Origin of the sequence: Acetobacter sp., assembly GCF_022483985.1 — a bacterium.
Lineage (GTDB): Bacteria > Pseudomonadota > Alphaproteobacteria > Acetobacterales > Acetobacteraceae > Acetobacter.
Window position 1 is genome coordinate 217,795 of the sequence record NZ_JAKVME010000003.1, and the last position, 24,412, is coordinate 242,206.

The following is a 24,412-nucleotide window of genomic DNA, read 5'->3' on the forward strand; positions in this document are numbered from 1 at the left end:
GGGGCGCTGTCCCGCGCCCCGCCAAAGGCCCGCCTTTGGAAACCGTCTGTTATCAAGTTATTGGGGACAAGGGGCCTGCGGTCCCTTGCGGGCGCGGGCAGAGCCCGCATCCCTTACTTGACCAGAGACTTCAGTAAAGGATCAGTCTCTATTCAGCCGACACATAAACCTTGCCGCCAGCCTCGCGGAACTCGCGGCTTTTTTCCTCCATTCCGGCAATACGCCGGGCGTCGTCACGGATATCCTGCGAAATCCGCATCGAACAGAACTTCGGACCGCACATCGAGCAGAAATGCGCTGTCTTATGCGCGTCTTTCGGCAGCGTTTCATCGTGATAGGCGCGAGCTGTGTCCGGATCGAGTGACAGCTTGAACTGGTCCTCCCAACGGAACGAGAAACGGGCACGGCTCAGTGCATCGTCACGCAGTTTCGCCGAAGGGTGGCCCTTGGCGAGATCGGCTGCGTGGGCTGCAAGTCGGTAAGTAATCACACCAACTTTCACATCATCGCGGTTTGGAAGGCCGAGATGTTCTTTCGGGGTGACGTAGCAGAGCATCGCCGTGCCGAACCAGCCGATCATCGCGGCTCCGATGGCGGAGGTGATGTGGTCGTAGCCCGGTGCAATATCTGTTGTTAACGGCCCAAGCGTGTAGAAGGGGGCCTCGTGGCATTCCTTCAACTGCTTGTCCATGTTGGCCTTGATCTTGTGCATAGGCACATGGCCGGGGCCTTCGATCATGACCTGACAGCCCTTCGCCCAAGCGACTTTCGTCAGTTCGCCAAGCGTTTCCAGTTCGGCGAACTGCGCGGCGTCGTTGGCGTCGGAAATGGAACCGGGACGGAGACCGTCACCGAGAGAGAACGAGACGTCATACTTGCGCATGATGTCGCAAATCTCGTCGAAATGCTCGTAGAGAAAGCTCTCGCGGTGTTCCATCAGGCACCAGCTCGCCATGATCGAACCGCCGCGTGAGACGATGCCGGTGACCCGGTTGGCGGTCAGCGGAACGTGAGCCAGCCGCACGCCCGCATGGATGGTGAAGTAATCCACGCCCTGCTCGGCCTGCTCGATCAGCGTATCACGGAAGACTTCCCATGAAAGCTTGCTGACATCACCACCGACTTTTTCAAGCGCCTGATAGAGCGGCACGGTGCCGATCGGCGTCGGGGAATTACGCAGAATCCAGTCACGGATATTGTGGATGTTTCGACCCGTCGAAAGATCCATGACCGTGTCCGCGCCCCAGCGGATCGACCAGACCAGCTTTTCGACTTCCTCGGCGGCGGAGGAAGTGACGGCGGAATTGCCGATATTGGCGTTCACCTTCACAAGGAAATTGCGACCGATGATGACCGGCTCAAGCTCCGGATGGTTGATGTTGGCGGGAATGATGGCGCGTCCGCGGGCAATCTCGTCACGCACGAATTCGGGGGTGACGAATTCCGGAATGGCGGCGTCGAAATCCTCACCATCGGCCCGACGTGCGGCAGAACCTTCGACAGCTTTCAGTCGGCCGAGATTTTCTCGGTGAGCGACATAGATCATCTCCTCGGTGATGATCCCGGCGCGGGCGAATTCATACTGCGTGACATATTGAGCGTCACCAGCTTCAAGAACCATATGCGGCGCGGGACAGGGATCGACGAGGTTATCACCCGTCGCGCCGCCATTATCTTCCGGCTTCACCGTGCGGGGAGTCGCCCTGCTGAAGCCGCGTTTCGTCAGCCATTCGGAGCGAACTTTCGGCAGCCCGTTCGCCACGTCGATACTGATGTCTGCATCGGTATAGGGACCGGATGTATCGTAAAGACGCACCGGTTCTGCGTTGGCCGAGGGATCAAGCGCGATTTCCCGGAACGGCACACGAATTTCGGGATGGTTTGTCGGACTGGAATAAATTTTTCTTGAGCCCCAGACTGGACCTGTTGTGACATGCCCCGGTGCGGGAGCCTTGGTGTCGGGGCCTTTGGGTGAAATATGGTTCATGACGACGTCCTCGCGTGTGTGCGAGGAACGGGCCGAGCCGGATGGGTCTGCCGTGGGCATGGGGACACACGGCGCTGCTCGCGACCAGACCAGTCCCTCCGCCGGTACTAACCGGATCAGGTTCCCCAGCACTGATATAAGCGCTGGCAGGGTCGCTACGCCGTCCTTTGCAGGACATGCAGCCTCTCAGTTCCTTGAGCGGAACCCCCCTTGGTAGGCGTTATGAGGCAACAAACGGGGCTTGCTGTCAATCAGTGGTTTGATTGGCTGCTCCGAATGCCAAAGAAGTGATATCTATGTATCTTTTTCGTTATTAATGCTTTATTTTTATATGAAATAGTTAATAAATTGTTGATTGTTTGGGCGGTCTCAGTAAAATAAATTAAATAAGAATGTCATAAGTTAACAGAAAGCAATACAAAATGAGTGGAGCTATCTCAGGCGCAAATATTCCTTCCGTTATCTATGATGGGGGCACCTATGAAGTTGCTGCAGGAGCATCCGTCTCAGGTATCACTATTCTCAGTGGCACTCTCAATGTCGCGGGAAGCGCTTCTGGAACGCAACTGAACGGCTCCAGCGGCGGAGCTCATACGGCGACCAGCGAGCATGTCCTTTCCGGCGGGGTGGAATATCAGGCGACAGCCAGCGGCGGCTTTATCAGTGTCGCAAGTGGCGGAAGGCTTGTTTCGGCAAATCTGGAACAGTCTGATCTTGTCGTCGATGGTGGATCAGTAAATTCTCTGAGTGCCACTTCTGGTTCACAGGTTTCCGCAACCAATGGGGCCACGATCAATTCGGCAACCATGTCCCAATATGGCTGGCTTAATATTGATGATAGCAGCACCCTGGAAAATTCCGTTGTAGGTGGCGGTGCCTATCTTTCTATTGAAAAAGGTGCAAAATTTGAAAATGTTAGCCTGCTGGAGGCAGGTAACCTGTGGGTGAGTGCCGGATCGAGCGCGGGTGTCATTTCGGGGGCAGATCTTGAGGGAATAACATTCCAGTCCGGATCGACTATTGATGTCAGGCAAGGCACGCTATCGGATTTTCATCTTCCTGCCGGTGTTTTCCTTACGATCGGTGATTCAAATTCCGCGAACAATCTTGTTGTTGCCGGGACGGAAATCGTAAGCTCGATGGCTCACGACCAGAACAGCATCATTCAAAGTGGTGGCAAGCAGGTGCTTCTTGTATCTGCTGTGACATCAGGTGTGGTCGTATTATCGGGTGGAACGCAGGTTGTTTCGTCGGGTGGAATTGCTTTTGAAACGCGTCTTGAAAGCGGCGGCACTATTTATGTTTCGTCCGGTGGTTCCATCGTCAATTCTGACGACACCAAGCTTTCACAGGGTGTGGTCAATCTTGATGGAGGCAGCGTCGTCTTTACCGGTGACACAACGCTGAGCAGTGGTGTCATTTCCGGTTGTGGCTCCATTGTACAGGAAGGAAGCGGCTCACTCCATATCGCGAACGATGATGGCCTGTCCGGTTTTTCGGGAACCATCTATATCACGGACGGGGAGATTGTTGTTTCTGATATTACTGATCTGCACTCAGCTTCACTCGAATTCATGGATGGCCATACAGGCTCGCTTGTCATCAGTGGCTCGACCTCTCCCTCCGGTATAATCGGAGATATAGATCTCGGTGATACAATAGAACTGTCTTCCCTGACCTGGCAGGATGGCCTTACGACGCATCTTGAGGGTACCAATACGCTCCAGATCACACAACCTGACGGCGCCGTTGTGGGATCTCTCAATCTTGGCGACGCCAATTATACATGGTCTTCCTTTGTTCTCAGCAAAGGGAGCGACGGCGGTACGGTTATCGCTCTTGACGACAACAGTTCTCCTGGTGTCATCGCGAATACGATATTTTCCACCAATACTTCCAACGTGAATGTGAGTGGCACAGGGGCCGTCGTAAATGGCGCTACCGTCAGTAATGTGAGTATATCTTATGCTTCATTGTATGACCCTGCCACGACAGGCCATCTGATTCTGTATAATGGCACAAAGTCATTCTATACAAAAATCGATCGTAATACAGAAGAAGTCATCAGAAAGGGTGCGTCTTCCTATAATTCCACAGTAACAGGTGGAAGCGAACAGGTTTACGGCAACAGTTATCAGTCCCAGTTTTCTACATGGACACAGTTCAATTTCCAATATGTTGAGGCAAAACAGTTCATTTATGCTGGAGGTGTTTCTGATGGCGCGACTTTCAAACCATCCATTTGGGTCGCCGGAACCGCGGGTCCGCAGTCGACGGAAGCCAACCAGTACATTTATTCCGGTGGTCTGGCCAGAAACACGACTCTGGATGGCGATTTCTATACTGTTGGTGGAGTTCTTGGATACACGAATGTCTTGACCCAGTCGATTGAAACCATTTACAGCGGCGGCACGGCAGTCAACACCACAATTACACAATACGGTGTTGTCAACGCGGCAAGCGGAGCAACCCTTACCAGTGCTGTTCTGGATGGTGGCGTGCTCAACATGGCGTCTGGCACGATCATTTCCGATGGTCTGACTTTTAAAAATGGGACTATCTATATAACAGACATGAAATATGCAGCGGGAAGCGCCCTGCAGGTTTCTCTGGATGACAACGACAATCTTCTTATAACCGACGGAGATCTTTCCAAGGAGATTCATCTTAACGGCGATTATTCCAAGGGCTTTGATATAACACATGATGCTCAGGGCAATGTTTTTGTGACTTATGGCACGCCTGCACCCTGCTACTGCCGAGGCACTTTGATAGACATGCAGGATGGCAGGAAAGCCGTTGAGGATATTGTCATAGGTGACGTGGTGAAAACGGCCAACGGACAGTATCGTCCCGTGCGCTGGGTGGGATATCGTGCCTATGACGGCCTGTTCGCCAGAGGAAATCCTGATCTGATTCCAGTCATTTTTAGAAAAAATTCTCTGGGCAACGGCGTGCCGGTGCGTGATCTGACGGTTTCACCGCTTCATGCCATGTTTGTCGATGGATGGCTTATCCCTGCTCACTGCCTGGTGAACGACATGAGCATTGTTCATGGGGTTATCGACGAGAGGCTGGAATATTTCCATATCGAGCTTGAGACCCATGATATCCTGCTGGCAGAAGGTGCTCCCGCAGAAAGTTTTGTGGACGATCAGAGCCGCAACATGTTCCACAATGCTCATACATTCCACGAACTGTATCCTCATGTCTGTTCTGGTGAGGCACTCTATTGCGCACCGAGATTGGAAGAAGGAGTGATACTTGAACATATCAGGCAAAAACTAGCGGGATTGGATGGTGTTATGGAGACTGTCTCTGTCTGTCTGATAAAAGTGACCAGTAACGTCATTGCAGGCTATGTGACCGGTGGTTCGGTCAATCATGATGCGCTTGTCCTGAGTATTTCAGTCAATGGAGTTCATGTGGGCCATGTGACTGCGGATCAAAAGGATGCCGATGGTCGGAGACATTTTGTATTTGGGCTGACACGTTCGCAACCCCTTGCGGGGGATGAGGATATTCAGGTCGCTCCTGTGTATGTCGGGCAGGAACAGGCTGCCTGAGATGCAGGCATGGTTTGCGGTAATTTAGGTCGAAGCTTCAGGATACAAAAGGCGGTATCCTGAAGTCATTATGCCTGCAATCAAAAGAAGTATCTCCACAGAAGCTGTGAAGTGATTGAGAGGCCTGTAAATTCTCCTGATTGTCTGGCACCCTGATGCGAAGAGAGTTCTTGTCGATCCGGAGAAGGAAACGCGATTCATGGCAGAGGCAGGCATCAAACTGGACGAAAGCTGGCGTGTCGCGCTGCAGAAAGAGTTCGATTCCCCTTATATGAAGGATCTCAAGGCGTTTCTTCAGGAAGAGAAGAAAGCCGGAAAGATGATCTTTCCGCGTGGTCCGGAATGGTTCCGTGCGCTTAATCTGACGCCACTTGGGTCCGTCCGTGTCGTTATTCTCGGACAGGATCCTTACCACGGCGCGGGGCAGGCGCACGGTTTATGCTTCAGCGTGCGAAAGAATGTGCGGATTCCGCCGTCCCTGAACAATATCTACAAGGAAATGCTGAGTGATCTGGGAATTCCTCCCGCCCGTCACGGCAATCTGACATCATGGGCCAGACAGGGCGTGCTGCTTCTCAACAGTGTTCTGACTGTGGAGCAGGGGCGTGCGGCGTCTCATCAGCGCCACGGCTGGGAGCGGTTTACCGATGCGGTCATTGCCTGCGTCAACGAGCAGAAAACACCGGTCGTTTTCATATTATGGGGAAGTTATGCCCAGAAAAAAGCGGCTTTTGTCGACAGTTCTCGGCATCTGGTTCTGAAAGCGTCCCATCCATCACCGCTTTCGGCCCATACAGGATTTTTCGGGAATCGTTATTTTTCAAAAGCCAACGCGTTTCTGGAAGAGCACGGGCTGAAGCCGATTGACTGGCGTTTGCCTGATGAAGCCGAAGAAGACTGAGTGGCTTATGGTGATCTGGCAATGTCGCGCACCATAACAATGGCGTCCGAGCCATCTTCATAATAGCGTTTGCGGATTCCGGCTGCGCGAAAGCCTGCTGTAGTATAGAGCGCTTCTGCTGATATGTTCTTTGTGGAAACCTCAAGAAACAGCTTTGTAATCTGCTTTTTTTCCAACCCCTGCTCGACTGTCTCAAGCAGTTTTCTGGCGACGCCACGTCGTCTCCGTTCCGGAGCGACAGCCAGAGTCAGGATTTCGGCTTCATCCAGAACAATTCTGATAAGAACAAAACCAATCGGCTCGCCCTGCTCTGACGCGACAAACGCCTGAGTGCCCGGCGTGGTAAACAGTTCTGCAAATGCGCTTTCCGGCCAGCAGGCGCCTCCTTCAAACGCGCTTGCATGCAGGTCTGCCAGAACAGCAGAAAAATGCATGCCCCTTTCGGAAATGACAGGATCAGACACAGAAGTCACTCTGGTCTCGCCCGCAAACCCGCAGCAGGTAACTTGGCTTCCGGTGGATCGACATACAGGGGAAGAGCCGGGCGGGGCGCGGTCTGTCCTTCCAGCCGTTTCAGGCCGGATTTTGCGATCTCCTGCATGGACGCTTCTTCCCTGACCGGAAAAATCTTGAGGGAAAGAGGAGCTTTAAGAAGAACGTCATCCACGACATCCCCCGCGATCAGCCAGCACCCTGATGGAATTTCCCAGTCATCCTGTCTGACGGCAACGACAGAGCCCGGCGTCAGACTGTCCGGAGCCGCGCTTTCAACAAACCAGCGACCGCTTCTTGCCGCCGTCACACAGAGCCAGCCGTCAAGACCGTGTTCCGTGGCGTAAGCGGAAAGCGCTTCAGCAAGAGCCTCGCCCCGCGTGACGCCGACAACGGGGCAATCGTACCCAAATGCCAGCCCAGCCGCCAGCGAACAGGATGTCCTCAGACCAGTGAAGGAGCCGGGACCGGTCACGACGACGACAAGGTCGGGCCGTTCCCATCCTGCTTCTTTCAGAACGTCCTCAAGAAGGCTGGCCATGTTGCCGATGCCATCATGTCCGGTTTCGTTCCGCGAAGAAGCAACCCGAAACCCGCTTTCGTCATGGAGCACGCAGGCCACACGCGCCTGCACGGTCGCAGGGGCTGCATCAAGCACGGCAATGCGATGGCTGGCTGTAGGATGGCTGGCCGTCACAGGATACGGCACGCTTCATCGAAGGGTAGGCGCGGCGCACGCGGCGTTTCGACCGGCTCGCCATAACCGAGGCAGACGAGGAAATTTGCCCGCCAGCCTTCTCCGGCCAGAAACGTGTCTTCGACGATGGACGCATCGAAACCGGACATGGGAAGAGCATCCAGACCCAGAGCACGGGCTGCCATGATCAGGTAAGCGCCTTCCAGTGAACTGTTACGGAACGCCGTTTCTTCCGAAAGGCCCACGTCGGACGCAAACCATGTGCGCAGGTCCGGATCACTGCCCAGACGGGAGAAATACTCGAAGAACAGGGGATCGTATCCCACAATCGCCACGACAGGCGCTGTCATGGCCTTCTCGATATTGCCTTGCGAGAGCGCCTGCTTCAGCCGTTGCCTGGCATCGTCTGTGGTGAGAAACACAAATCGTGCGGGAGAGCTGTTTCCTGATGTCGGTCCGGTCTTCACAAGGTCATACAGTGCCCGAAGCGTATCCTCCGGGATGGGCCGGTCGGTCCATTTCTCCGGCGTCCGTGCCGTACGAAACAGATGGTCCAGAGCACTCTCATCAAGCGACATAACGGCTTTCCTCACCACTTTCTGCCTGTGTGAATACCGTTGTGTGGAGTGTGTTTCCAGTGACGAGTTTCTTTCGGCGGATTTTTACGGGAAAAATTCAACCACAGTCCTCAGAAAATCCCATATCACAGCAGAAGTTTTTCGGTATAATTTTTTTAAAAAGGACAGAATTTACCAAGGATTTTTTGAAAATATCTGTCAAAAGCTTTCTCATGATTTTCCGGGAGATCAGGAAGCGTAAAGCATCTCGATCCCTTCATCCGTCAGCACGGTCGGTGCCGGACCACACTCCATCAGCCTGCCGTCTCGCATCAGCAGCGCCTCATCAAAAATCTCCCGGGCTTTCAGGGGATCATGCGTGGTGCACAGGATCGTATAACCACAGTCAGTCAATTCACGAAGCCGGGTCCAGAGCCGTTTCTGCTGGCCGAAATCCAGCGCCGATGCCGGTTCATCGAGAAGCAGCGTCCGGCCTCCCTGCGCCAGCGCCCGGGCAATCAGCACAGCCTGCTGTTCTCCCCCAGAAAGCTGAGTGTAGGTCCGGTCGGCGAGGTGAGTGATGTTCATGAGGTTCAGAGCCTCTGAAACAGCCTCCTGATCGTCCCTGCCGGGGAAGAGGCCCAGACGTGCGTGAGACAGTCGTCCCATGGCGACCATATCTTCCACCGTATAGGCAAAGGCGACGGAATGGGTCTGCGGCACGTAGGCGATGCGACGGGCCGTTTCACGAGGAGACAGGATGGACAGGTCTTCGCCGTCCAGAAGCACTTTCCCCGCCACTTTCTCAAGACGGAGGATGGCGCGAAGCAATGTTGTCTTCCCTGCCCCGTTGGGACCAAGCAGGCAGGCCAGAACACCGTCTCCGATCGTGAAAGACACAGCATCCAGCACCAGACGATGATCCCGTCTGCATGTGAGATGTTGAGCCTCAAGGGTCATCGCCAGTTGCCCCGCAGACTGGTTTTCACACGCGGGAGCAGCAGCAGAAACAGGATCACACCGGACAACTCGGTCATGATACCCACTGGAATTTCCGCCGCTGAAAGATTGCGGGCGAGATCATCGGAAAAAGTCAGGAAAATCGCGCCGCTCAGGGCGCTCATGGGCAGAACGAGACGATTGCCGGGACCGACCAGAAGCCGGGCGATATGGGGAATGACAAGCCCGACCCAGCCGATAATGCCGGTCATGGAAACAGTCAGGGCGCAGAGCAGGGTCGCCAGCGCCACGACCAGATTGCGCACGAGGCGCACGGACACGCCAAGGCTGCGCGCCTCGTCATCGCCCATGCTGAGCGCATCCAGCAATCGTCCCATGACGCACAGGGCGGCCATCGCGCAGATCATGGGTATTGTGACGAGAGACAGGGTTTCCGGCGTAACGCGCGAGAGTGTGCCGAGAAGCCAGAACACGATATCGGGAAGCTGGCTGTCAGGATCGGCGAGATATTTGAGGATGGACAGCAGAGACGTGAAAAGGGCGTTACTGACGAGACCACCGAAGATCAGCATCAGGACCGAACTGTCGCCTGTCAGACGGGCGATGCCGGTTCCCATGAGCACTGCCAGAGTTGAGCCGGCAAAGGCCGAGACGCCGATCATCCACTGCGGAACATGCAGGATGATGCCCAGCGCCGCCCCAAAGCCCGCGCCGCTGAGCGCGCCCAGAATACCCGGAGAGACAAGAGGATTACGGAAAACGGCCTGATAGGACGCGCCTGAAACGGAAAGTGCGGCGCCCGTCAGAAGCGCCGCCCCCAGTCGTGGCAGGCGGATATGCGCCAGAATGGAACAGGAAATGCTCTGGCAGGAAGCCTGTGCGTTCCTGAAGAATGACAGGAAGAAATCAGAAAAATCATGCAGCGGTATGGGATAGCGGCCAACACAGAGCGAACCTGTCGCAACGATCAGGAGAAGGAGGAATGTCGTTGCGAGGGTAACGGCTCCCTTCATGCCGGCGGCTGGGCCGCGAGGATGCGCCGGGCTTCATCCTGCGCCAGATCGTAGGAGAAGAAGCGGCGATAGAAAGCCCGCGTGATCTCCATCATGTCCGTGTCATGAAAAAATTCCGGGTGAATAATGGTTGCCGCCCACTGAATCTGAAGGGCGAATTCAGTGCCGTAACGATCCCACGGAAAGACCCCGACGGGGTTGCGATAGACCTTTCCCGCTTTCACGGCCTTGAGTTCATTCCAGACTGGTCCATCAGTTTTTGGTTCGGCATCTCCGCTCATCCCGCCCAGAATAATGATGTCGGGATTCCAGGCGGCAATCTGTTCCAGAGATACCGGGCGTTTGGCTCCCTTGATCTCTTCCGCAGCGTTCCGCCCTCCGGCGAGACGGATCCATTCGTCAATCATCGTGCCTGCGCCATCAACCTTCATGGGAGAGAGTGACAGGATGTGCAGCACACGCGGGCGTGACGCCTCGGGAATAGCCGCCAGCCGGGATGTCAGGGCTTTCTCCGTCTCATTGAGGTAAGCCCGGTAGTCACGCGCCACCGTCTGAGCGTGGGGTGTGTCAAGAACGGTGGCGGTCAGATCAAGACAGCGCAGCAATCCGGCAGTGTCATGAAATTCCACGCCGACCGTGGGAATGCCGGTTTTCCGGTAGGTTTCCACTCCCGAGAGAGAAGGAGTGGCAAAAACCAGATCAACGTGACCTGCCAACAGGGTTTCGGCAGTCGGTGTGGTTGATGGCAACTGCGTGGCGTTACGCAGTGCTGGCGCCAGATGATACATCCAGGGAGACATGCTCTCCCGCTCAACCGTCATGGCGATAGTCGGCGCGCCGCCGAGCATGACAAGTATTTCGTTATGCGCATACCAAAGGTCCGCAATATGAGCGGGCCGGGCCGGTAATTCACCGACCACGCCAGTCATGTCCTGCAATATCCTTGCTTCCGCGGAGGCAGGATACGGGAGCATCCAGATGGCTGCGGCAAGGGTGCATCTCTTTATTTTCCTGAGAAAATATCCGGACATACCCATGCTTTCTTGTCTGCGGTGTTGCGGAACCCGTGCGGGGCTCGTTCCATCCGGATATAGACAGGAAGCGCACGAACGTCGAGGAGCGGTTTGATTCAATATTTCGTTAATTTTTAGATGGTAGGCACATAAGGTTACAATTCAATAATTTTAATGCAATTTACCGGGAACCCTTTTGTTTCTCTTTCGTTGGATTTTCAGACGAGCCGAAGGGGCTCGGATTGTAATACCAGCTTCTGAAACGGATCTGTGGCGGCATGCGTCTGACCCTGCATACGGACTATGCGCTGAGAGCGCTCATCTTTCTTACCTGGACGACGGATCGTCTCGCGTCTATTCGGGAAATTGCAACAACATACGGCATTTCTGAGAATCATCTGGTCAAGATTGTGCACAAACTTGGTCAGCAGGGTTTTATCGAAACGGTCCGTGGTCGAAACGGAGGTATCCGGCTGGCCCGTGACGCAAGCCAGATCTGTGTGGGCGACGTTGTGCGCGTCATAGAGGAAGGGCTGGAAGCGGCGGGCACCAAAAAAGAGCTTCTGTCAGAAGAGCCCGGTCGGCTTTTGCCGCAGAGCCGCTTCCGGGATGTCGTTAATACCGCCCTGAAGGCTTTCATGGCGGTTCTTGATGAAACCCGGCTCTCTGATCTGATTTTCGATGAGCAGAAGCAGATGCTTGGGATTGCCAGCAGTCCCCGGGCGCGGCTTTTAAAATCGAATGAGAACCGGGAAATCTGTGGAGTAGCGGTTCCGGCTGCGCCGTGAACAGCCTCTTTCGCACCATGCCAGCGTGGTCATGGAACCTGAAAAAGGCTCCGGAGAGACAACTCCGGAGCCTTTTTTAATGGGGCGGATATCAGCCCCGTCGTATGTCGGGAGCCTTGGCTTCCTCGGACAGAAGCGCAACAGCCTCGTCCAACGTCAGCATTTCCTGATCCGCACCGCCGAGACGGCGCATCGCCACCGTTCCGGCTTCCGCTTCCTTGCGCCCCACAACCAGAATGACCGGCACACGGGCAATGCTGTGCTCGCGGATCTTGGCATTGATCTTGTCCGCACGGGTGTCGGACTCGACCGTGAGACCGGCCTTGCGCAGACGCGTGACAACCTCTTCGGCGTAAGGCGCTGCATCGCTGACGATGCTGGCCACGACGACCTGCATCGGTGCAAGCCACAGTGGGAATTTGCCCGCATGCTGCTCGATCAGAATGCCGATAAAGCGCTCGAATGAACCGAGAATGGCGCGGTGCAGCATGACCGGGCGGTGGCGGGCGCTGTCCTCGCCAATGTAGTTCGCATCCAGACGCTCCGGCAGCACGAGATCGACCTGAAGCGTACCGCACTGCCAGTCACGACCGATGGCGTCACGCAGCACGAACTCCAGTTTGGGACCGTAGAACGCGCCCTCACCCGGATTATATTCATATTCGACGCCGGCAATTTCACAGGCCCGCTTGAGCGCGGCTTCGGACTTGTCCCACACCTCGTCGGAGCCGGAACGCTGTTCCGGACGGTCCGAGAACTTGATGCGGAAATGCTCGAAGCCGAGATCCTTGTAGACCTCCGTCAGCATCGCCACGAAACGCACGGTTTCGTCCGCAATCTGGTCTTCCGTGCAGAAGATGTGTGCGTCGTCCTGCGTGAAGCCACGCACGCGCATGATGCCGTGCAGGGAACCGGACGGCTCATAACGGTGGCACGCACCGAACTCGGCCATACGCAGCGGCAGTTCGCGGTAGGAGCGCAGGCCGTGACGGAAGATCTGCACATGACACGGGCAGTTCATCGGCTTGAGCGCGAGGGTCTTGTCCTCGTCCTCGACGGTCGCCACGAACATGTGGTGGCGATATTTACTCCAGTGGCCTGACGCTTCCCACAGGGCGCGGTCCACGAGCTGCGGCGTGCGCACTTCCTCGTATCCGGCGCGGGTCTGGGCGCGGCGCATGTAATCCTGAAGCGCCGTGTAGAGACGCCAGCCCTTGGCGTGCCAGAAGACCTGACCGACAGCTTCTTCCTGAATATGGAAGAGGTCCATCTCCTTGCCGATGCGGCGGTGATCGCGGCGTTCCGCTTCCTCAAGCTGGTGCAGATGCGCTTCCAGCTCTTTCTTGTCGCGCCATGCGGTGCCGTAGATACGGGTCAGCATCGGGTTGCGATGATCGCCACGCCAGTAGGCTCCGGCCACCTTCATCAGTTTGAAGGCGTTGCCGACATCGCCGGTGGTGCGCAGATGCGGGCCACGGCAGAGGTCGAGCCACTCACCCTGACGATAGATCGAGATTTCCTCGTCGCCCGGAAGGTCACGGATCAGCTCAGCCTTGAAGCGCTCGCCACGATCCTCGAAGAACTTGATCGCTTCATCGCGCGGCCATGCCTCGCGCGTAAAGGGCGCGTTGGCCTTGATGATCTCGTGCATCCGCTGCTCGATGGCCGTGAAATCTTCCGGCTTGAACGGTTCGTTACGGTAGAAATCGTAATAGAAGCCGTTTTCGATCGACGGGCCGATGGTGACCTGTGTGCCGGGGAACAGCGACTGCACCGCCTCCGCCAGCACATGGGCGGCGTCATGGCGGATCATTTCCAGCGCTTCCGCATCCTTGCGGGTCACGAAGCGGATGGATGCATCCTGTTCGATCGCGCGATCCATGTCGCGAAGCTGTCCATCAACTTCGATGGCGAGGGCCGCCTTGGCGAGGCCGGGACCGATGGACGCGGCGATGTCCGTGCCCGTCACCGTTCCGTCAAACTGGCGAACGGAACCGTCTGGCAGGGTGATGGCAGGCATGGATGGATGCTCCAGGCATTGAATGGGACGGACGACCGGGATGGACGTCCTTATGGGAAGGCCGACTTTAATGGCGTCAGCCGAGGGCGGAGACAACCCTATCCACGGAAAGAGTTGCCATATCGTGCACCCGGAGCACACGAACCTGCTCGGCAAACCGCCCGATGGGGGCTGTAAGGCCGGGATCACTCTCCGCTGAAAACAGCACAAGGCAGCGACAGCCGACAGCGGCGGCAAGGTGCATCGGGCCGGTATCATTGCCGATGGCGACGGTGGCTCGGGCGCAGATGCCGCCCAGATCAGGGATGGACGTCTTTCCTGTCAGGTCAACGGCGTTCGGACACACTGACTGGATGACGGTCGCCAGAGGGGTGTCCGCACCGCTGCCGATGACAACCGGCGTCAGACCCGTTGCCGCAAGATGAGCGGCCAGCGCGCCATAGCGTTCCGCCGCCCATCTCTTGCCGGGACGATGGGGCGCGGCCCCCGGCACGATGACCGCGTAGGGTGTGCTGAACTGCGTGACGAACCGGGAACCCTGCGAGGTGAGCCAGCCAAGGTCGGCCACCTCCGGCACCTCCGCAAGTCCCGCCACCCGGAGCTGGTCGCGCTGGCGGGCGCGGGTGTGCATCAGAGTGCGGCTGGGATTGGTGTGGGAAAGAAGGCCGTTACCCCCGATGCCGGACCAGTCAGCCGCTCCTGTCAGGCGGCGGTACCCGCTGGAACGGCCGGAGGTCTGGAGGTCATAGATACTGTCATAACCGCTTAACTGTTGTCTGAGCCGCTTCATGCCCCGGAGGTTGGTGATTTTCGGACGGGTATCGATCTCGATCTGGTCGAACCACGGGCTGGCTTCGGCAAGCTCACGGAACGGCGCTGTCGTCAGCAGGGTGATGGAGGCATCCGGATGATGGGCGCGGATCGCGGCGAAGGCAGGAAAACTCTGCACGACATCACCAAGGGCGCTGAGGCGGATGACAAGAATGCGCGTCATGGGCGGCAGATTGCCCTGCCCTGCCCTTTCACGCCAGAGCAGCCTGTTGGTGGAGCGTATCAGTGCGTGTCCGGTGCCGGAGACGCCGCTGAGGCGTGCAGTGTCACGTCGCTCGGTGGAAGAGCGTCCGGATCGGAGGCGAGAACCGTCAGATCCTGTCGCGCCAGGTCGGCTTCATGGGAATCAGGCTCAAGAGATACGACCTTTTCCCAGTCGGCGCGGGCGCCTGCCGGGTCGTTCAGACGCTGGCGGATGATGCCCCGCTCAAGCAGGGCTGTGGTGTCATCCGGCTCCAGCGCCAGAGACTGCTCAATGTCGATTTTCGCCAGCGCCAGCGCGCCGGTCTGTATTTCCGCCATGGCTTTCAGCCTGTGCGTCTCCGCCGCCAGCAGAGGGTTGCTGGCGAGTGGCGTCAGGTCCCGGATGACGGTCTGCGGCTGATCCATCTGGAGAAGCGCCCGGTCTTTCAGCAGGCGGAGAGCGACGGATTCCGGCGTCAGTGTCAGTCCGTATCCTGCGGCGTCGGAGGCTTTGCCGGGCATGGCGGCAGCGAACCATGCGCGGGCGGCATCAGCGGCGACATTGGCCCGTTCTTCCGTGGAATCATCGTCAGCGCCCGCCTCATGTCGGGCTGCCTCATGCGCCAGATGATCGAGCTGTTCCGCTCCGGCGAGCGCGTCTCCATCCATGACATCCGCAATCGCCCTGCAATGTCCGACTGCCCGCTCGCTGCCCGCAGTCATGTGGCTGGAGACGTAATCCTCCGCATCCGAAGGATCGTCATCCAGAAGGGCAAGGCATTCGGACAGGACAAAGGGAGGCTGCGCGATGGCTGTTGCCGCGCGGGCGGCACAGGTGCCGGTTGTCAGGGAGGCGAGCAACATGAGGGTCGATGCTCTGGGGCTACCCGGGAAGCGGGCGGTTTTTCGCTGCCCGACCATCATGAGCGATGCGGGGGGATGTTCGGAAACCAGGGACGGGGAAGAGGCCGGACCAGTCATGGGACCATTGAGGGCAGGGATGGCGTTGCGGTCAAGTCCGAACGAAAAAAGAGACAACAAGGTGCGGGATCGGCTGGTCCGTGCTATCCGCGAAAATTATGAATGCGTTAACTCGTAGGCCAGTCATCCTTCAGGTTCTGCCTGCCCTTGATGCGGGCGGTGTGGAACGGGGCACCGTTGAAATGGTGCAGGCCATCACGCAGGCTGGTGGAATACCGCTTGTCGCCAGCGCGGAAGGGCGGCTGGCTCCGATGATCGCCTACTATGGCGGTCGTCATATTCCGCTGGAACTGGGCCGGAAATCGCCCTTCGCCATTCTGCGGAATGCGCGGAAACTGAAAGCGATCATCAGGAAGGAAAAGGTCAGTCTGGTCCATGCCCGGTCACGCGCACCCGCATGGGCCGCGAAGCTGGCATGCCGGTCGCGCAAGGTTCCTTTCGTCACCACATGGCATGGCGTTCACAACGCGAATTTCCCGGGCAAGAAGGCCTATAACGCCGTGCTGGCCGCGGGCGACCGTGTGATCGCCATCAGCCAGTTCATCGCGGATCGTCTGAGGCGGGAATACGGGGTCGGGGACGATCGGCTCCGCATCATCCCCCGTGGCGCGGACACGGTGCAGTTCGATCCTGAAAACGTGCGGGGAGATCGGGTCGGCGCTGTTCTGACTTCGTGGAATATCGAGGATGACGGCGCTGCGATCATTCTCATGCCGGCGCGGCTGACGGAGTGGAAAGGGCAGGGGTTTCTGCTGGAAGCGCTTTCCATCATGATCCGCGAGAAGTGGACGACGCGCCCGTGGGTCTGCGTTTTCGCGGGAGAGACGCCGGAGAAATCAAGCTTTCCGGCCCAGCTTGAATCGCGTGTTGTCGAACTCGGTCTGACACCGCACGTGCGGTTCGGAGGTCATTGCACGGATATGCCAGCGGCCCTCGCCTTGTCCGAGATGGTTGTCGTGCCGTCTCTGCGACCGGAACCGTTCGGGCGTGTGGTGGTCGAGGCGCAGGCGATGGCGCGGCCTGTCATTGTCGCGGCACATGGCGCGGCCGTGGAGACGGTCCGGCATGGTGAAACCGGTCTGCTGTTTCCGCCCGGTAATGCGCGTGTTCTTGCGGAAATGATCGCCGCCACTCTGGAAGCGACGGAGGAGCAGCGCATGGCGTTGGGTCATGCGGCACGGCTGAATGTGCTGGAGCATTATACGACCCGCTCCATGCAGCAGGCGACGCTGGCGGTTTACGATGAAATGCTGGGTGAAGGGTTGGCTGGACGTTTTGCAGAGCCGGGTAGTGAGGGATAGCCCGTTCAGGGGTGTGCTATGTCTCGTTGAGTGAGATGGTCTTTCTGAATTTTTATTTAATATTCAGGAATTTTTTGTAAAATATCCTGAAAACCATCTTGTAAAATGGTATTTTGAAAACAGGGTTATTTATGGACAGATTTTTCTGTCCACAGATTAAGGGGCCGTTCTGTCGAATGGGATCAAACGGTTCAGGGACAGCACATGATTGGCAGTAAAGAGCATCCTCCTGGAAGACACCGGGGAGGCTGGCCCCTGCCGATAATAAGATAGAAATGGTGATAAAATAATACATTTAATACAGTAAATATGCATAACAAATGCCTATTTATTTCGTATTTTACTTGTTTATTTGTTTGGTGCAATAAAAATATTTACATGCATAGATAATATTGGTTATAATGATGACATTTGTATTTATTTTAACAAATACAGTTGATATAAAATCAAGTTAATGCTAAATATATTTTCTGTAGAGGGAATATATCTTTCTATAATCCTTTCAGAATTAATTGTTGAGGCTTTCTGTCATGAGAACACTAAGCGCTGAAGAAATGAATGAAATTTCTGGTGGCGGTCTTCTGGGTGGTCTGGGTAACGCGCTGATTTCTGTCGCTAACGGCATTAACACGCTTCAGGATCAGACCAACGTTTTCGGGTCGCTTCTTCACAATGTCGGCCTGGGTCCAGTAACGGGTATTGTCGATAGCATCATTCAGGACGGCACTGACGCCATTTCCTCTGCCGGTTACCTTCTTGGTGGAACAGAATCACGCGTGTCCCATCTGAGCAACACGGCAGCAACGGGTCAGTATGGCTTCAGTTTTCTGGGTTTCAGCCTCTAAAACTTCAGTCTGTGCAACCAGAAAGACAAAGTCCTGAATCTTTGCCATTTTTTTATGGCCCTGATTCATCTGGTGATTTCTGAAATGGTAGATTGATTTGTTTTGATGCGATTACGGTAATATTGGTACCGCAATCGCATTTTTCAGAGATCTGTCAGAGGGTCTCCTGAAATATGTAATATATATATGAAAAAAGAAAATATAGGAGCTTGCTCTTGAAATAATGGTGATTTTTTGTCCCAATTCTTGTCGTTTTCTGGCGTCGAAAAGGTAATTTGCAGTGGTGAAAAATGCGGATTTCATTGATATTCTGTCAAAAAGAGCCACGGCTCAATCTGCATCCATTGCTTTTTCGGAGCTTGATGCAATGCTCGATGTGCAGGCGTCACTTACTTACGCCGATCTGGATTTGCGAGCCCGCAAGATTGCCGTTTCCCTACTGAAAAGATCATCGCGTGGCGCAAGATGCCTTCTGCTGTATCCTCCGGGTCTCGATGCTGTCGTGGCTTTTTTTGGCTGCCTTTACGCTGGCATTATTCCCGTGCCAGTTCTGCCCTACGCGTCCAACAGACATCTTGATCGTATATGCCGCGTTGCTGAAAACGCAGGCGCTCTGATTGGATTGGCCACTGATACGGTCATTTCTGTTCTGGGGTGTCACCTTCCGCTCTCCAATGGAGAGATGCTCGAGTGGCTCCAGCTTCCCGTATTGCTGGATGAAGGCGAGGCTGCGGAATGGTCCGGTTGTGAGCATAATCCGGAAAATATCGCCTTTCTTCAATATACCTCTGGATCAACAGGCGCTCCACGCGGTGTGTGCGTATCTCATGCCAACCTTGTTTATAATGCGGAAGCTATCGCATCCGGTTTTGACGTTGTGGAGGACGGTGTACTCGTTTCATGGCTCCCTGCCCATCATGATATGGGTTTGATAGGATGTCTTCTTCAGCCGGTCTTTAGCGGTGTTTCTACATATCTTCTGTCACCACTGCATTTTACACGGCAGCCGCTTGACTGGCTTCGCGCAATCAGTCGCTACAAGGGCAATTACAGCGGCGCGTCTGATTTTGCCTACCGTATGTGCATTGAAGCTGCAGCGCAGAACGGATTGCCTGATGATCTGGATCTGAGTTGCTGGAAGACCGCTTTTTCGGGTGCTGAAGTCGTCAGGGCGTCAACATTGAAGAAATTCCATGAAATTTTCTCTCCTGTGGGTTTCAAGGCTTCATCGATTACAGCGTGCTACGGCATGGCGGAAACGACATTGTGGGTTTCTGGCGCTCGTGACTCCATGGCGCATATCCTTGATGTCAATCGGCAGGCTCTGGCTGCGGGTAATGCTGTCACTTCATCGGGTTCGGGTGAGACCATCCAGCTTGTCGGCTGTGGAGGCGTCTACGGTGATACTGATCTGCGTATTGTCAATCCGGATACCCTCAAGGAATGTCCGCCAGCCCGGATAGGAGAAATCTGGTATTCGGGACAGAATGTTGCTCAAGGATATTGGAAAAACTCTAAGGCAACAGAAGAAAAATTTGATTTTTTCCTTGATGGAATGAAAGAAAAAAAATATCTGCGCACAGGGGATATGGGCTTTATCAGTAACGGGCAGGTTTATATCACCGGACGCTTGAAAGATATCATCATCATCAACGGTAAAAATTACTATCCGGACGATATCGAAAATATCGTAATGGAAAGCCACCCGGTCATGAAAGGGGCTGCCTGTGTCGCTTTTTCCGTTGATGATGAGCATGGCGGTGAACGATTGGCGATTATTGTTGAACCGCACAACTGGCATCTAGGCAAGCCGGAGCAGGAGGCTGCCACGATAGCCTTGCGTTCGAGGATTTCATGCGAGGCAGGGTTGCGCGTGGATGAAGTGCTTTTTGTTCGTAGAGGACAGGTTCCCAGAACTTCTAGTGGCAAATTGCAGCGAAGCGCCGCAGCACAACGTTATCAGGCTGGTGAATTCAAGGAAATCAGGAATAAATCCGGTCAGAGTTGTATTGAAAAGAATAAATGTTCTACACCTTCTTTGCGCGCGTTTGTGGAGGAAGCGCTCCGCTTGCTTCCGGGATCTTTGCAGACCGATATCCCTCTGACATCGCTTGGGTTGGACTCTCTTACAGCCATGCGCATTTCCGGTGCGATCGAAAAGGAATTTCAGGTTCAAATTCCGCTCGATCTTTTGTTCGACGGCGCCAGTTTTGATGATTTGCAGGCGCATATTGCTTCTACCGATCCGATATCCGCTCCGGCAACGGAGATCGTGAATAATAGATTTTCTGGTGAAGAGGAATTCCCGCTTCGACCCATTCAGCGTGCTTATGTCGTCGGACGGGACGAAAATCTTTCATTCGGTGGCCTGTCCACATACGTTTATATTGAAATCGATGGAAATTGGCATCCTTCGCAGCTGGAAAATGCCTGGAACAAGCTCATATGTCGTCATGCATCTTTGCGGACTGTTGTCCTGTCACGTGGCGCACAGCAAATTCTTGAATCTCCCGGAAAATATATTATTCTGGTTAATGATTTTTCTGAATTGTTCGAAAAAGAAAAGCAGGAAGCGCTCCTTGCCTGTAAGCAGGAAAATGAAAACCGGGTTCTTCCTCTTGGCACATGGCCTCTCTTTGATCTGAAAATCAGCAAGATAGAAAGGGGAAGAAACAGACTGCATTTCGGTATTGATATGTTGATCGCAGATCTATCAACAATCACTCTTCTTCTGTCCGAAATGAATCAGCTTCTACAGGGAGAGGAACTGCCGGCGCTTCCGGAGATCAGTTTTCAGACTTATGTCGCATATGAACAGGCAGCGCAGTCCGGTAGGGCGAGAGAGAATGCTTTGCGTTATTGGCAGGATAGAATTGCCGATATCCCACCACCACCGCTTTCAATCGCGTCCCTTCAGGGACAGCGTCCACGTCTTGGACGTAGAAAATACGTATTGTCTGAAGATATGTGGAGTCGTCTTGTCCAAAACGGTGCACGTTTCGGCCTGACCAAATCAACCATCATGTGTGCGATTTATGCAGAAGTTCTGGGACGGTGGAGCGGCAATGCGCATTTTCATCTGAGCCTGCCATTGAATGACAGGCTGCCTGTCGATCTGAATATTGATCGGGTTGCAGGTGATTTTACCCGTATAGAAATTTTGGAGATTGATAATCGCAACGGAAAGAGTTTCGCTGACCGCTCTTTTGATATCCAGAAGCGTCTCCGTGAGGATCTGTCACACCGGATGGTCGACGGTGTGGATGTATTGCAACTTATGTCGCGAGTGGCTCCAGAGACAACTGAATATGGTCGTGTCGTGTTTACCAGCGGAATCGGCCTTCCTGATTTCATTTCAGACCCTGATTTCTGGATACTTGGTGAGGAAGCGGGAGGTATCAGCCAGACGCCACAGGTCGTTCTGGATAATCATGTTTTCGAGAGGCATGGAGGTCTCGTAGTTAACTGGGATGCCATGGAAAATGCCTTCCCGGACGGTTTTCTTGACAGCATGTTCGAAGCCTATATTGCTCTGATCACAGATTTGGCGGACAGTCCAAAGACTTGGTTCAAAACCTCTCCTCTTTTACTGACTCGTGGTCAGAGACTGACGAGAGATCATGTAAATGCGACAGAGACAGTTCTGCCTCATGGTCATCTTGATGACCCGTTCGGTAGACGGGCTTTACTGACTCCTGATGCGCCAGCTCTTCTCGGTCAGGGGGGAGATACGGAACTGAGTTACTCCGAACTGCGGCAATTGGCTGATGGAATTGCTCAGACGCTTGGACAGCCTCCTCTCAGCGGTCTGACCGGGGTTGCTATCGGGAAGTGTTTTGCCGGATTGGCTGCTATTATCGGAGTCTTGCTGTCAGGTTCTGGATATATACCGATCGATCCGGATTTACCTCTTCTTCGCCGGAAGCAGATACTGGTGAAATCTGGTATCAGCCGAGTGGTTGTGTCAGAAAAAAATGTTGATGATCCAGCCTGGTCTGGCCTTGAAAAAATTATTGTTGGTGCTGATGGTATGGTTATGGGTACGACATCAGCAGATAATATGGTTGAAGAAAAGAAAAGTGGTTTTGAAGACCTCGCTTATGTAATCTTCACATCCGGTTCGACTGGTGAGCCTAAAGGCGTGGCTCTGAATCATCGTGGTCCGCTGAATACGATCATGGACCTCATCCGCTGCTACGATATCAATGAGAATGATCGTTTTCTGGCGCTCTCTAATCTGAATTTCGACCTTTCAGTCTTTGACATTTTTGCTCCGCTTTCAAGCGGTGGCGCGCTCGTGCTCCCCACTGTGGAACAGCTTCGCAATCCAGAGCAGCTTCTACAACTGATGGCGGATACCGGAGTGACCATATGGAACAGTGTTCCTGCCCTGATGGACACTCTTATTGATCATATTGAAAATACTCCGGAATCAATACCGAATTTAAAGCTCCGACTCGTCATGCTCAGTGGTGACTGGATTCCACCTGCGCTTCCGGCAAAAATATCGGCTATCTGGCCGGGCATCCAAGTCCTTAGTCTCGGTGGGGCAACTGAAGCATCTATCTGGTCAATTTCACATCCGGTTGTGGATAATGAAGAAGGCTGGACAAGTGTGCCTTATGGCACGCCGATGGGTAATCAGACTTTTAATGTAATGAATGACAGGCAGGAGGACTGCCCAGATTGGGTTGAAGGTGAAATTTGCATCGGCGGCATGGGGTTGGCTCAGGGGTATCTGCATGATCCTGTCAGGACAGCAGAGCATTTCATAACAGATACTCGCTCTGGGAAACGCTTTTACCGGACAGGTGATCTGGGTCGTTATCGCCCAAACGGTGTGATTGAGTTTCTGGGACGTCGTGACGATCAGATAAAAATCAACGGATACAGAATAGAACTTGGTGAGATAGAGAAAATTCTGCTCTCTCATGATAGAGTGAGCAAGGCTGTCGTTCTGCGTCATGGTGATCGCTATGCGGGTCGTCTAGTTGCTTATGTCGTGCTTTCTGAAAACGACTGTCTTGCATTAGCTGAATTGAAAGAAATGTCACGCATTGCCCTGCCACATTATATGGTTCCTGAGCGTATCGTGATGCTGGAAGCATTGCCGCTGACTGCGAATGGGAAGATTGATCGCAAAGCTCTCAAAGAGAAGGAAATATCTTGTAGAGATTCTGATGTCGGTAATGTCAGTAATGACACAATAAAAAAATTACGGAAAATAGTTTCTGATGTAATGGAAATTTCTGAAGTGCCGTCCCATGCCAGTGCATTTGACCTTGGTGCGACGTCCATGCATCTGATTCGTATCCGGCGACGTATAGAAAGCGAGTTTGGTTGCAAGATCGGCCTAGCCAATCTGTTCCAGAATCCAACGGTGGAATCTTTGTCAGAATATTTACATGAAAATTCTGAAAAAGTTTGAGAGTGATGTCTAAAAAAAATCAGGTCACTCTGAAACGGTTTTCCGGAAAAGAGTCGTCCCGTCTGAAATTGATATGTTTTCCCTATGCTGGAGGGAGTGCAGGTGTTTTTCGTAACTGGGCAGATAATTTTCCTGAAAAAATATCTGTTTACGGTGTGAATCTACCTGGGCGTGAAGAGAATATTGGCAACTCCTGTCTCGATGATCTGATCGAAATAGCAGAAAATGTTTCTAATAGTCTTGAAAATGAAGATGGTGATTCATCAGTTTTTTTTGGGCACAGCATGGGAGCGCTTGTTGCCTGGGCTACGGCGCGTGAATTGAGGCGTCGAAAGCAGCCTCTTCCATTGCAGCTTTTTGTTTCTGGTATGAATGCTCCATCTGTCCCGCGAGATAAATTTTCTCATCTTGGCGATGATGAATTTATCCAGAAATTGCTGGAGATGAGTGAGGGAAGTCCGGAAGTTGCTGATAAAATAAACATTATTAAAGAAGAACCTGAACTTGTTGAGATCATGATACCAGTGGTCAGATCTGATATTCATGCTGTCGACACTTACAGATACACAGATGAAACTCCTCTTGCCTGTCCGATTTTCTCTTTTTACGGCAGCGTTGACAGTCAGACAACACCAGAGGGGATAGCGGCATGGAGAAAAGAAACACAATGCTCTTTTGGAATGCAGGAGTTCAACGGAGGCCATTTTTTCTTACATGATCGAGAACAGGAAGTTATTGATAAAATAAAAAATATATTTTCTAAAGAAGGTGTTTTTACATAAATATTATTTTTATCGTGCCCTGATACCATCGGCTTTCTTTTCTTGCGATGAGCTCAGGCAGATTTGG

17 protein-coding genes are annotated in these 24,412 nt (G+C 54.0%); 7 read left to right on the top strand and 10 right to left on the bottom strand.

The window, feature by feature from the left end; genetic code table 11:
* Positions 1 to 148: 148 nt before the first annotated feature.
* Positions 149 to 1,987 (bottom strand): phosphomethylpyrimidine synthase ThiC, encoded by a 1,839-nt coding sequence (thiC, locus tag LKE90_RS15195; RefSeq protein ID WP_291491565.1) that lies wholly within the window; start codon positions 1,985 to 1,987, stop codon positions 149 to 151.
* 422 nt (positions 1,988 to 2,409) lie between these two features.
* On the opposite strand from thiC, the gene LKE90_RS15200 reads away from it, so the two are divergent.
* Both LKE90_RS15200 and ung read left to right on the top strand, forming a co-directional pair.
* Positions 2,410 to 5,553, top strand: coding sequence for a Hint domain-containing protein (locus LKE90_RS15200; protein WP_291491487.1), 3,144 nt, complete (start codon positions 2,410 to 2,412; stop codon positions 5,551 to 5,553).
* A gap of 199 nt (positions 5,554 to 5,752) precedes the next feature.
* Positions 5,753 to 6,454, top strand: a complete 702-nt coding sequence (gene ung / locus LKE90_RS15205) for a uracil-DNA glycosylase (protein ID WP_291491485.1) — start codon at positions 5,753 to 5,755, stop codon at positions 6,452 to 6,454.
* 5 nt (positions 6,455 to 6,459) lie between these two features.
* Here ung and rimI read toward each other — a convergent pair whose 3' ends face one another.
* The 6 genes from rimI to LKE90_RS15235 form a co-directional block, all read right to left on the bottom strand.
* The gene (rimI, locus tag LKE90_RS15210) at positions 6,460 to 6,888 is read right to left on the bottom strand and encodes a ribosomal protein S18-alanine N-acetyltransferase (RefSeq protein ID WP_291491484.1); all 429 of its coding nucleotides are present in this window, start codon (positions 6,886 to 6,888) and stop codon (positions 6,460 to 6,462) included.
* A 35-nt stretch (positions 6,889 to 6,923) separates the two neighbouring features.
* Positions 6,924 to 7,655 carry a tRNA (adenosine(37)-N6)-threonylcarbamoyltransferase complex dimerization subunit type 1 TsaB gene (gene tsaB / locus LKE90_RS15215; protein ID WP_291491483.1) on the bottom strand — a complete coding sequence of 244 codons (732 nt, stop codon included), beginning with the start codon at positions 7,653 to 7,655 and terminating at the stop codon, positions 6,924 to 6,926.
* Positions 7,640 to 8,221, bottom strand: a complete 582-nt coding sequence (locus tag LKE90_RS15220; protein WP_291491482.1) for a malonic semialdehyde reductase — start codon at positions 8,219 to 8,221, stop codon at positions 7,640 to 7,642. The genes tsaB and LKE90_RS15220 overlap by 16 nt, the downstream gene beginning before the upstream one ends.
* A gap of 228 nt (positions 8,222 to 8,449) precedes the next feature.
* The gene (locus LKE90_RS15225) at positions 8,450 to 9,160 is read right to left on the bottom strand and encodes an ABC transporter ATP-binding protein (RefSeq protein ID WP_291491481.1); all 711 of its coding nucleotides are present in this window, start codon (positions 9,158 to 9,160) and stop codon (positions 8,450 to 8,452) included.
* Positions 9,157 to 10,173, bottom strand: coding sequence for a FecCD family ABC transporter permease (locus tag LKE90_RS15230; RefSeq protein WP_291491480.1), 1,017 nt, complete (start codon positions 10,171 to 10,173; stop codon positions 9,157 to 9,159). Before LKE90_RS15230 ends, LKE90_RS15225 begins: the two co-directional genes overlap by 4 nt.
* Positions 10,170 to 11,102, bottom strand: coding sequence for an ABC transporter substrate-binding protein (locus tag LKE90_RS15235; RefSeq protein ID WP_291491479.1), 933 nt, complete (start codon positions 11,100 to 11,102; stop codon positions 10,170 to 10,172). Before LKE90_RS15235 ends, LKE90_RS15230 begins: the two co-directional genes overlap by 4 nt.
* A 362-nt stretch (positions 11,103 to 11,464) precedes the next feature.
* Here LKE90_RS15235 and LKE90_RS15240 point away from each other — a divergent pair, with 362 nt between their 5' ends.
* Positions 11,465 to 11,974 (top strand): Rrf2 family transcriptional regulator, encoded by a 510-nt coding sequence (locus LKE90_RS15240; RefSeq protein WP_291491478.1) that lies wholly within the window; start codon positions 11,465 to 11,467, stop codon positions 11,972 to 11,974.
* Between the two features lie 91 nt (positions 11,975 to 12,065).
* Here the strand turns inward: LKE90_RS15240 and thrS are convergent, their stop codons facing one another.
* The 3 genes from thrS to LKE90_RS15255 form a co-directional block, all read right to left on the bottom strand.
* Positions 12,066 to 13,994 (bottom strand): threonine--tRNA ligase, encoded by a 1,929-nt coding sequence (thrS, locus tag LKE90_RS15245; protein ID WP_291491477.1) that lies wholly within the window; start codon positions 13,992 to 13,994, stop codon positions 12,066 to 12,068.
* Between the two features lie 76 nt (positions 13,995 to 14,070).
* Positions 14,071 to 14,988, bottom strand: coding sequence for a glycosyltransferase family 9 protein (locus LKE90_RS15250; RefSeq protein WP_291491476.1), 918 nt, complete (start codon positions 14,986 to 14,988; stop codon positions 14,071 to 14,073).
* 59 nt (positions 14,989 to 15,047) lie between these two features.
* Positions 15,048 to 16,049 carry a tetratricopeptide repeat protein gene (locus LKE90_RS15255; RefSeq protein WP_291491475.1) on the bottom strand — a complete coding sequence of 334 codons (1,002 nt, stop codon included), beginning with the start codon at positions 16,047 to 16,049 and terminating at the stop codon, positions 15,048 to 15,050.
* 38 nt (positions 16,050 to 16,087) lie between these two features.
* Here LKE90_RS15255 and LKE90_RS15260 point away from each other — a divergent pair, with 38 nt between their 5' ends.
* The 4 genes from LKE90_RS15260 to LKE90_RS15275 all read left to right on the top strand — a co-directional run bounded on the left by LKE90_RS15260 (position 16,088) and on the right by LKE90_RS15275 (position 24,345).
* Complete coding sequence (locus LKE90_RS15260) at positions 16,088 to 17,290, top strand: glycosyltransferase family 4 protein (protein WP_291491473.1); 1,203 nt, start codon at positions 16,088 to 16,090, stop codon at positions 17,288 to 17,290.
* Positions 17,291 to 17,844: 554 nt separating this feature from the next.
* Positions 17,845 to 18,135: a hypothetical protein gene (locus LKE90_RS15265; protein ID WP_291491472.1), complete on the top strand. Its 291-nt coding sequence runs from the start codon at positions 17,845 to 17,847 to the stop codon at positions 18,133 to 18,135.
* Between the two features lie 280 nt (positions 18,136 to 18,415).
* A complete protein-coding gene (locus LKE90_RS15270) occupies positions 18,416 to 23,563 on the top strand; it encodes a non-ribosomal peptide synthetase (protein WP_291491471.1) in 5,148 nt (1,715 codons plus the stop codon).
* A gap of 5 nt (positions 23,564 to 23,568) precedes the next feature.
* The gene (locus LKE90_RS15275; RefSeq protein ID WP_291491470.1) at positions 23,569 to 24,345 is read left to right on the top strand and encodes a thioesterase II family protein; all 777 of its coding nucleotides are present in this window, start codon (positions 23,569 to 23,571) and stop codon (positions 24,343 to 24,345) included.
* Positions 24,346 to 24,412: the final 67 nt, after the last annotated feature.

What these genes read in the sequence shown, in the direction of transcription:
- thrS (WP_291491477.1), bottom strand. Translation starts at nt 13,994, where the DNA reads ATGCCTGCCATCACCCTGCCAGACGGTTCCGTTCGCCAGTTTGACGGA.
- LKE90_RS15265 (WP_291491472.1), top strand. Translation starts at nt 17,845, where the DNA reads ATGAATGAAATTTCTGGTGGCGGTCTTCTGGGTGGTCTGGGTAACGCG.
- thiC (WP_291491565.1), bottom strand. Translation starts at nt 1,987, where the DNA reads ATGAACCATATTTCACCCAAAGGCCCCGACACCAAGGCTCCCGCACCG.
- LKE90_RS15235 (WP_291491479.1), bottom strand. Translation starts at nt 11,102, where the DNA reads ATGACTGGCGTGGTCGGTGAATTACCGGCCCGGCCCGCTCATATTGCG.
- LKE90_RS15275 (WP_291491470.1), top strand. Translation starts at nt 23,569, where the DNA reads ATGTCTAAAAAAAATCAGGTCACTCTGAAACGGTTTTCCGGAAAAGAG.
- LKE90_RS15225 (WP_291491481.1), bottom strand. Translation starts at nt 9,160, where the DNA reads ATGACCCTTGAGGCTCAACATCTCACATGCAGACGGGATCATCGTCTG.
- LKE90_RS15200 (WP_291491487.1), top strand. Translation starts at nt 2,410, where the DNA reads ATGAGTGGAGCTATCTCAGGCGCAAATATTCCTTCCGTTATCTATGAT.
- ung (WP_291491485.1), top strand. Translation starts at nt 5,753, where the DNA reads ATGGCAGAGGCAGGCATCAAACTGGACGAAAGCTGGCGTGTCGCGCTG.
- LKE90_RS15230 (WP_291491480.1), bottom strand. Translation starts at nt 10,173, where the DNA reads ATGAAGGGAGCCGTTACCCTCGCAACGACATTCCTCCTTCTCCTGATC.
- LKE90_RS15220 (WP_291491482.1), bottom strand. Translation starts at nt 8,221, where the DNA reads ATGTCGCTTGATGAGAGTGCTCTGGACCATCTGTTTCGTACGGCACGG.
- LKE90_RS15250 (WP_291491476.1), bottom strand. Translation starts at nt 14,988, where the DNA reads ATGACGCGCATTCTTGTCATCCGCCTCAGCGCCCTTGGTGATGTCGTG.
- rimI (WP_291491484.1), bottom strand. Translation starts at nt 6,888, where the DNA reads ATGCATTTTTCTGCTGTTCTGGCAGACCTGCATGCAAGCGCGTTTGAA.
- LKE90_RS15260 (WP_291491473.1), top strand. Translation starts at nt 16,088, where the DNA reads ATGAATGCGTTAACTCGTAGGCCAGTCATCCTTCAGGTTCTGCCTGCC.
- LKE90_RS15240 (WP_291491478.1), top strand. Translation starts at nt 11,465, where the DNA reads ATGCGTCTGACCCTGCATACGGACTATGCGCTGAGAGCGCTCATCTTT.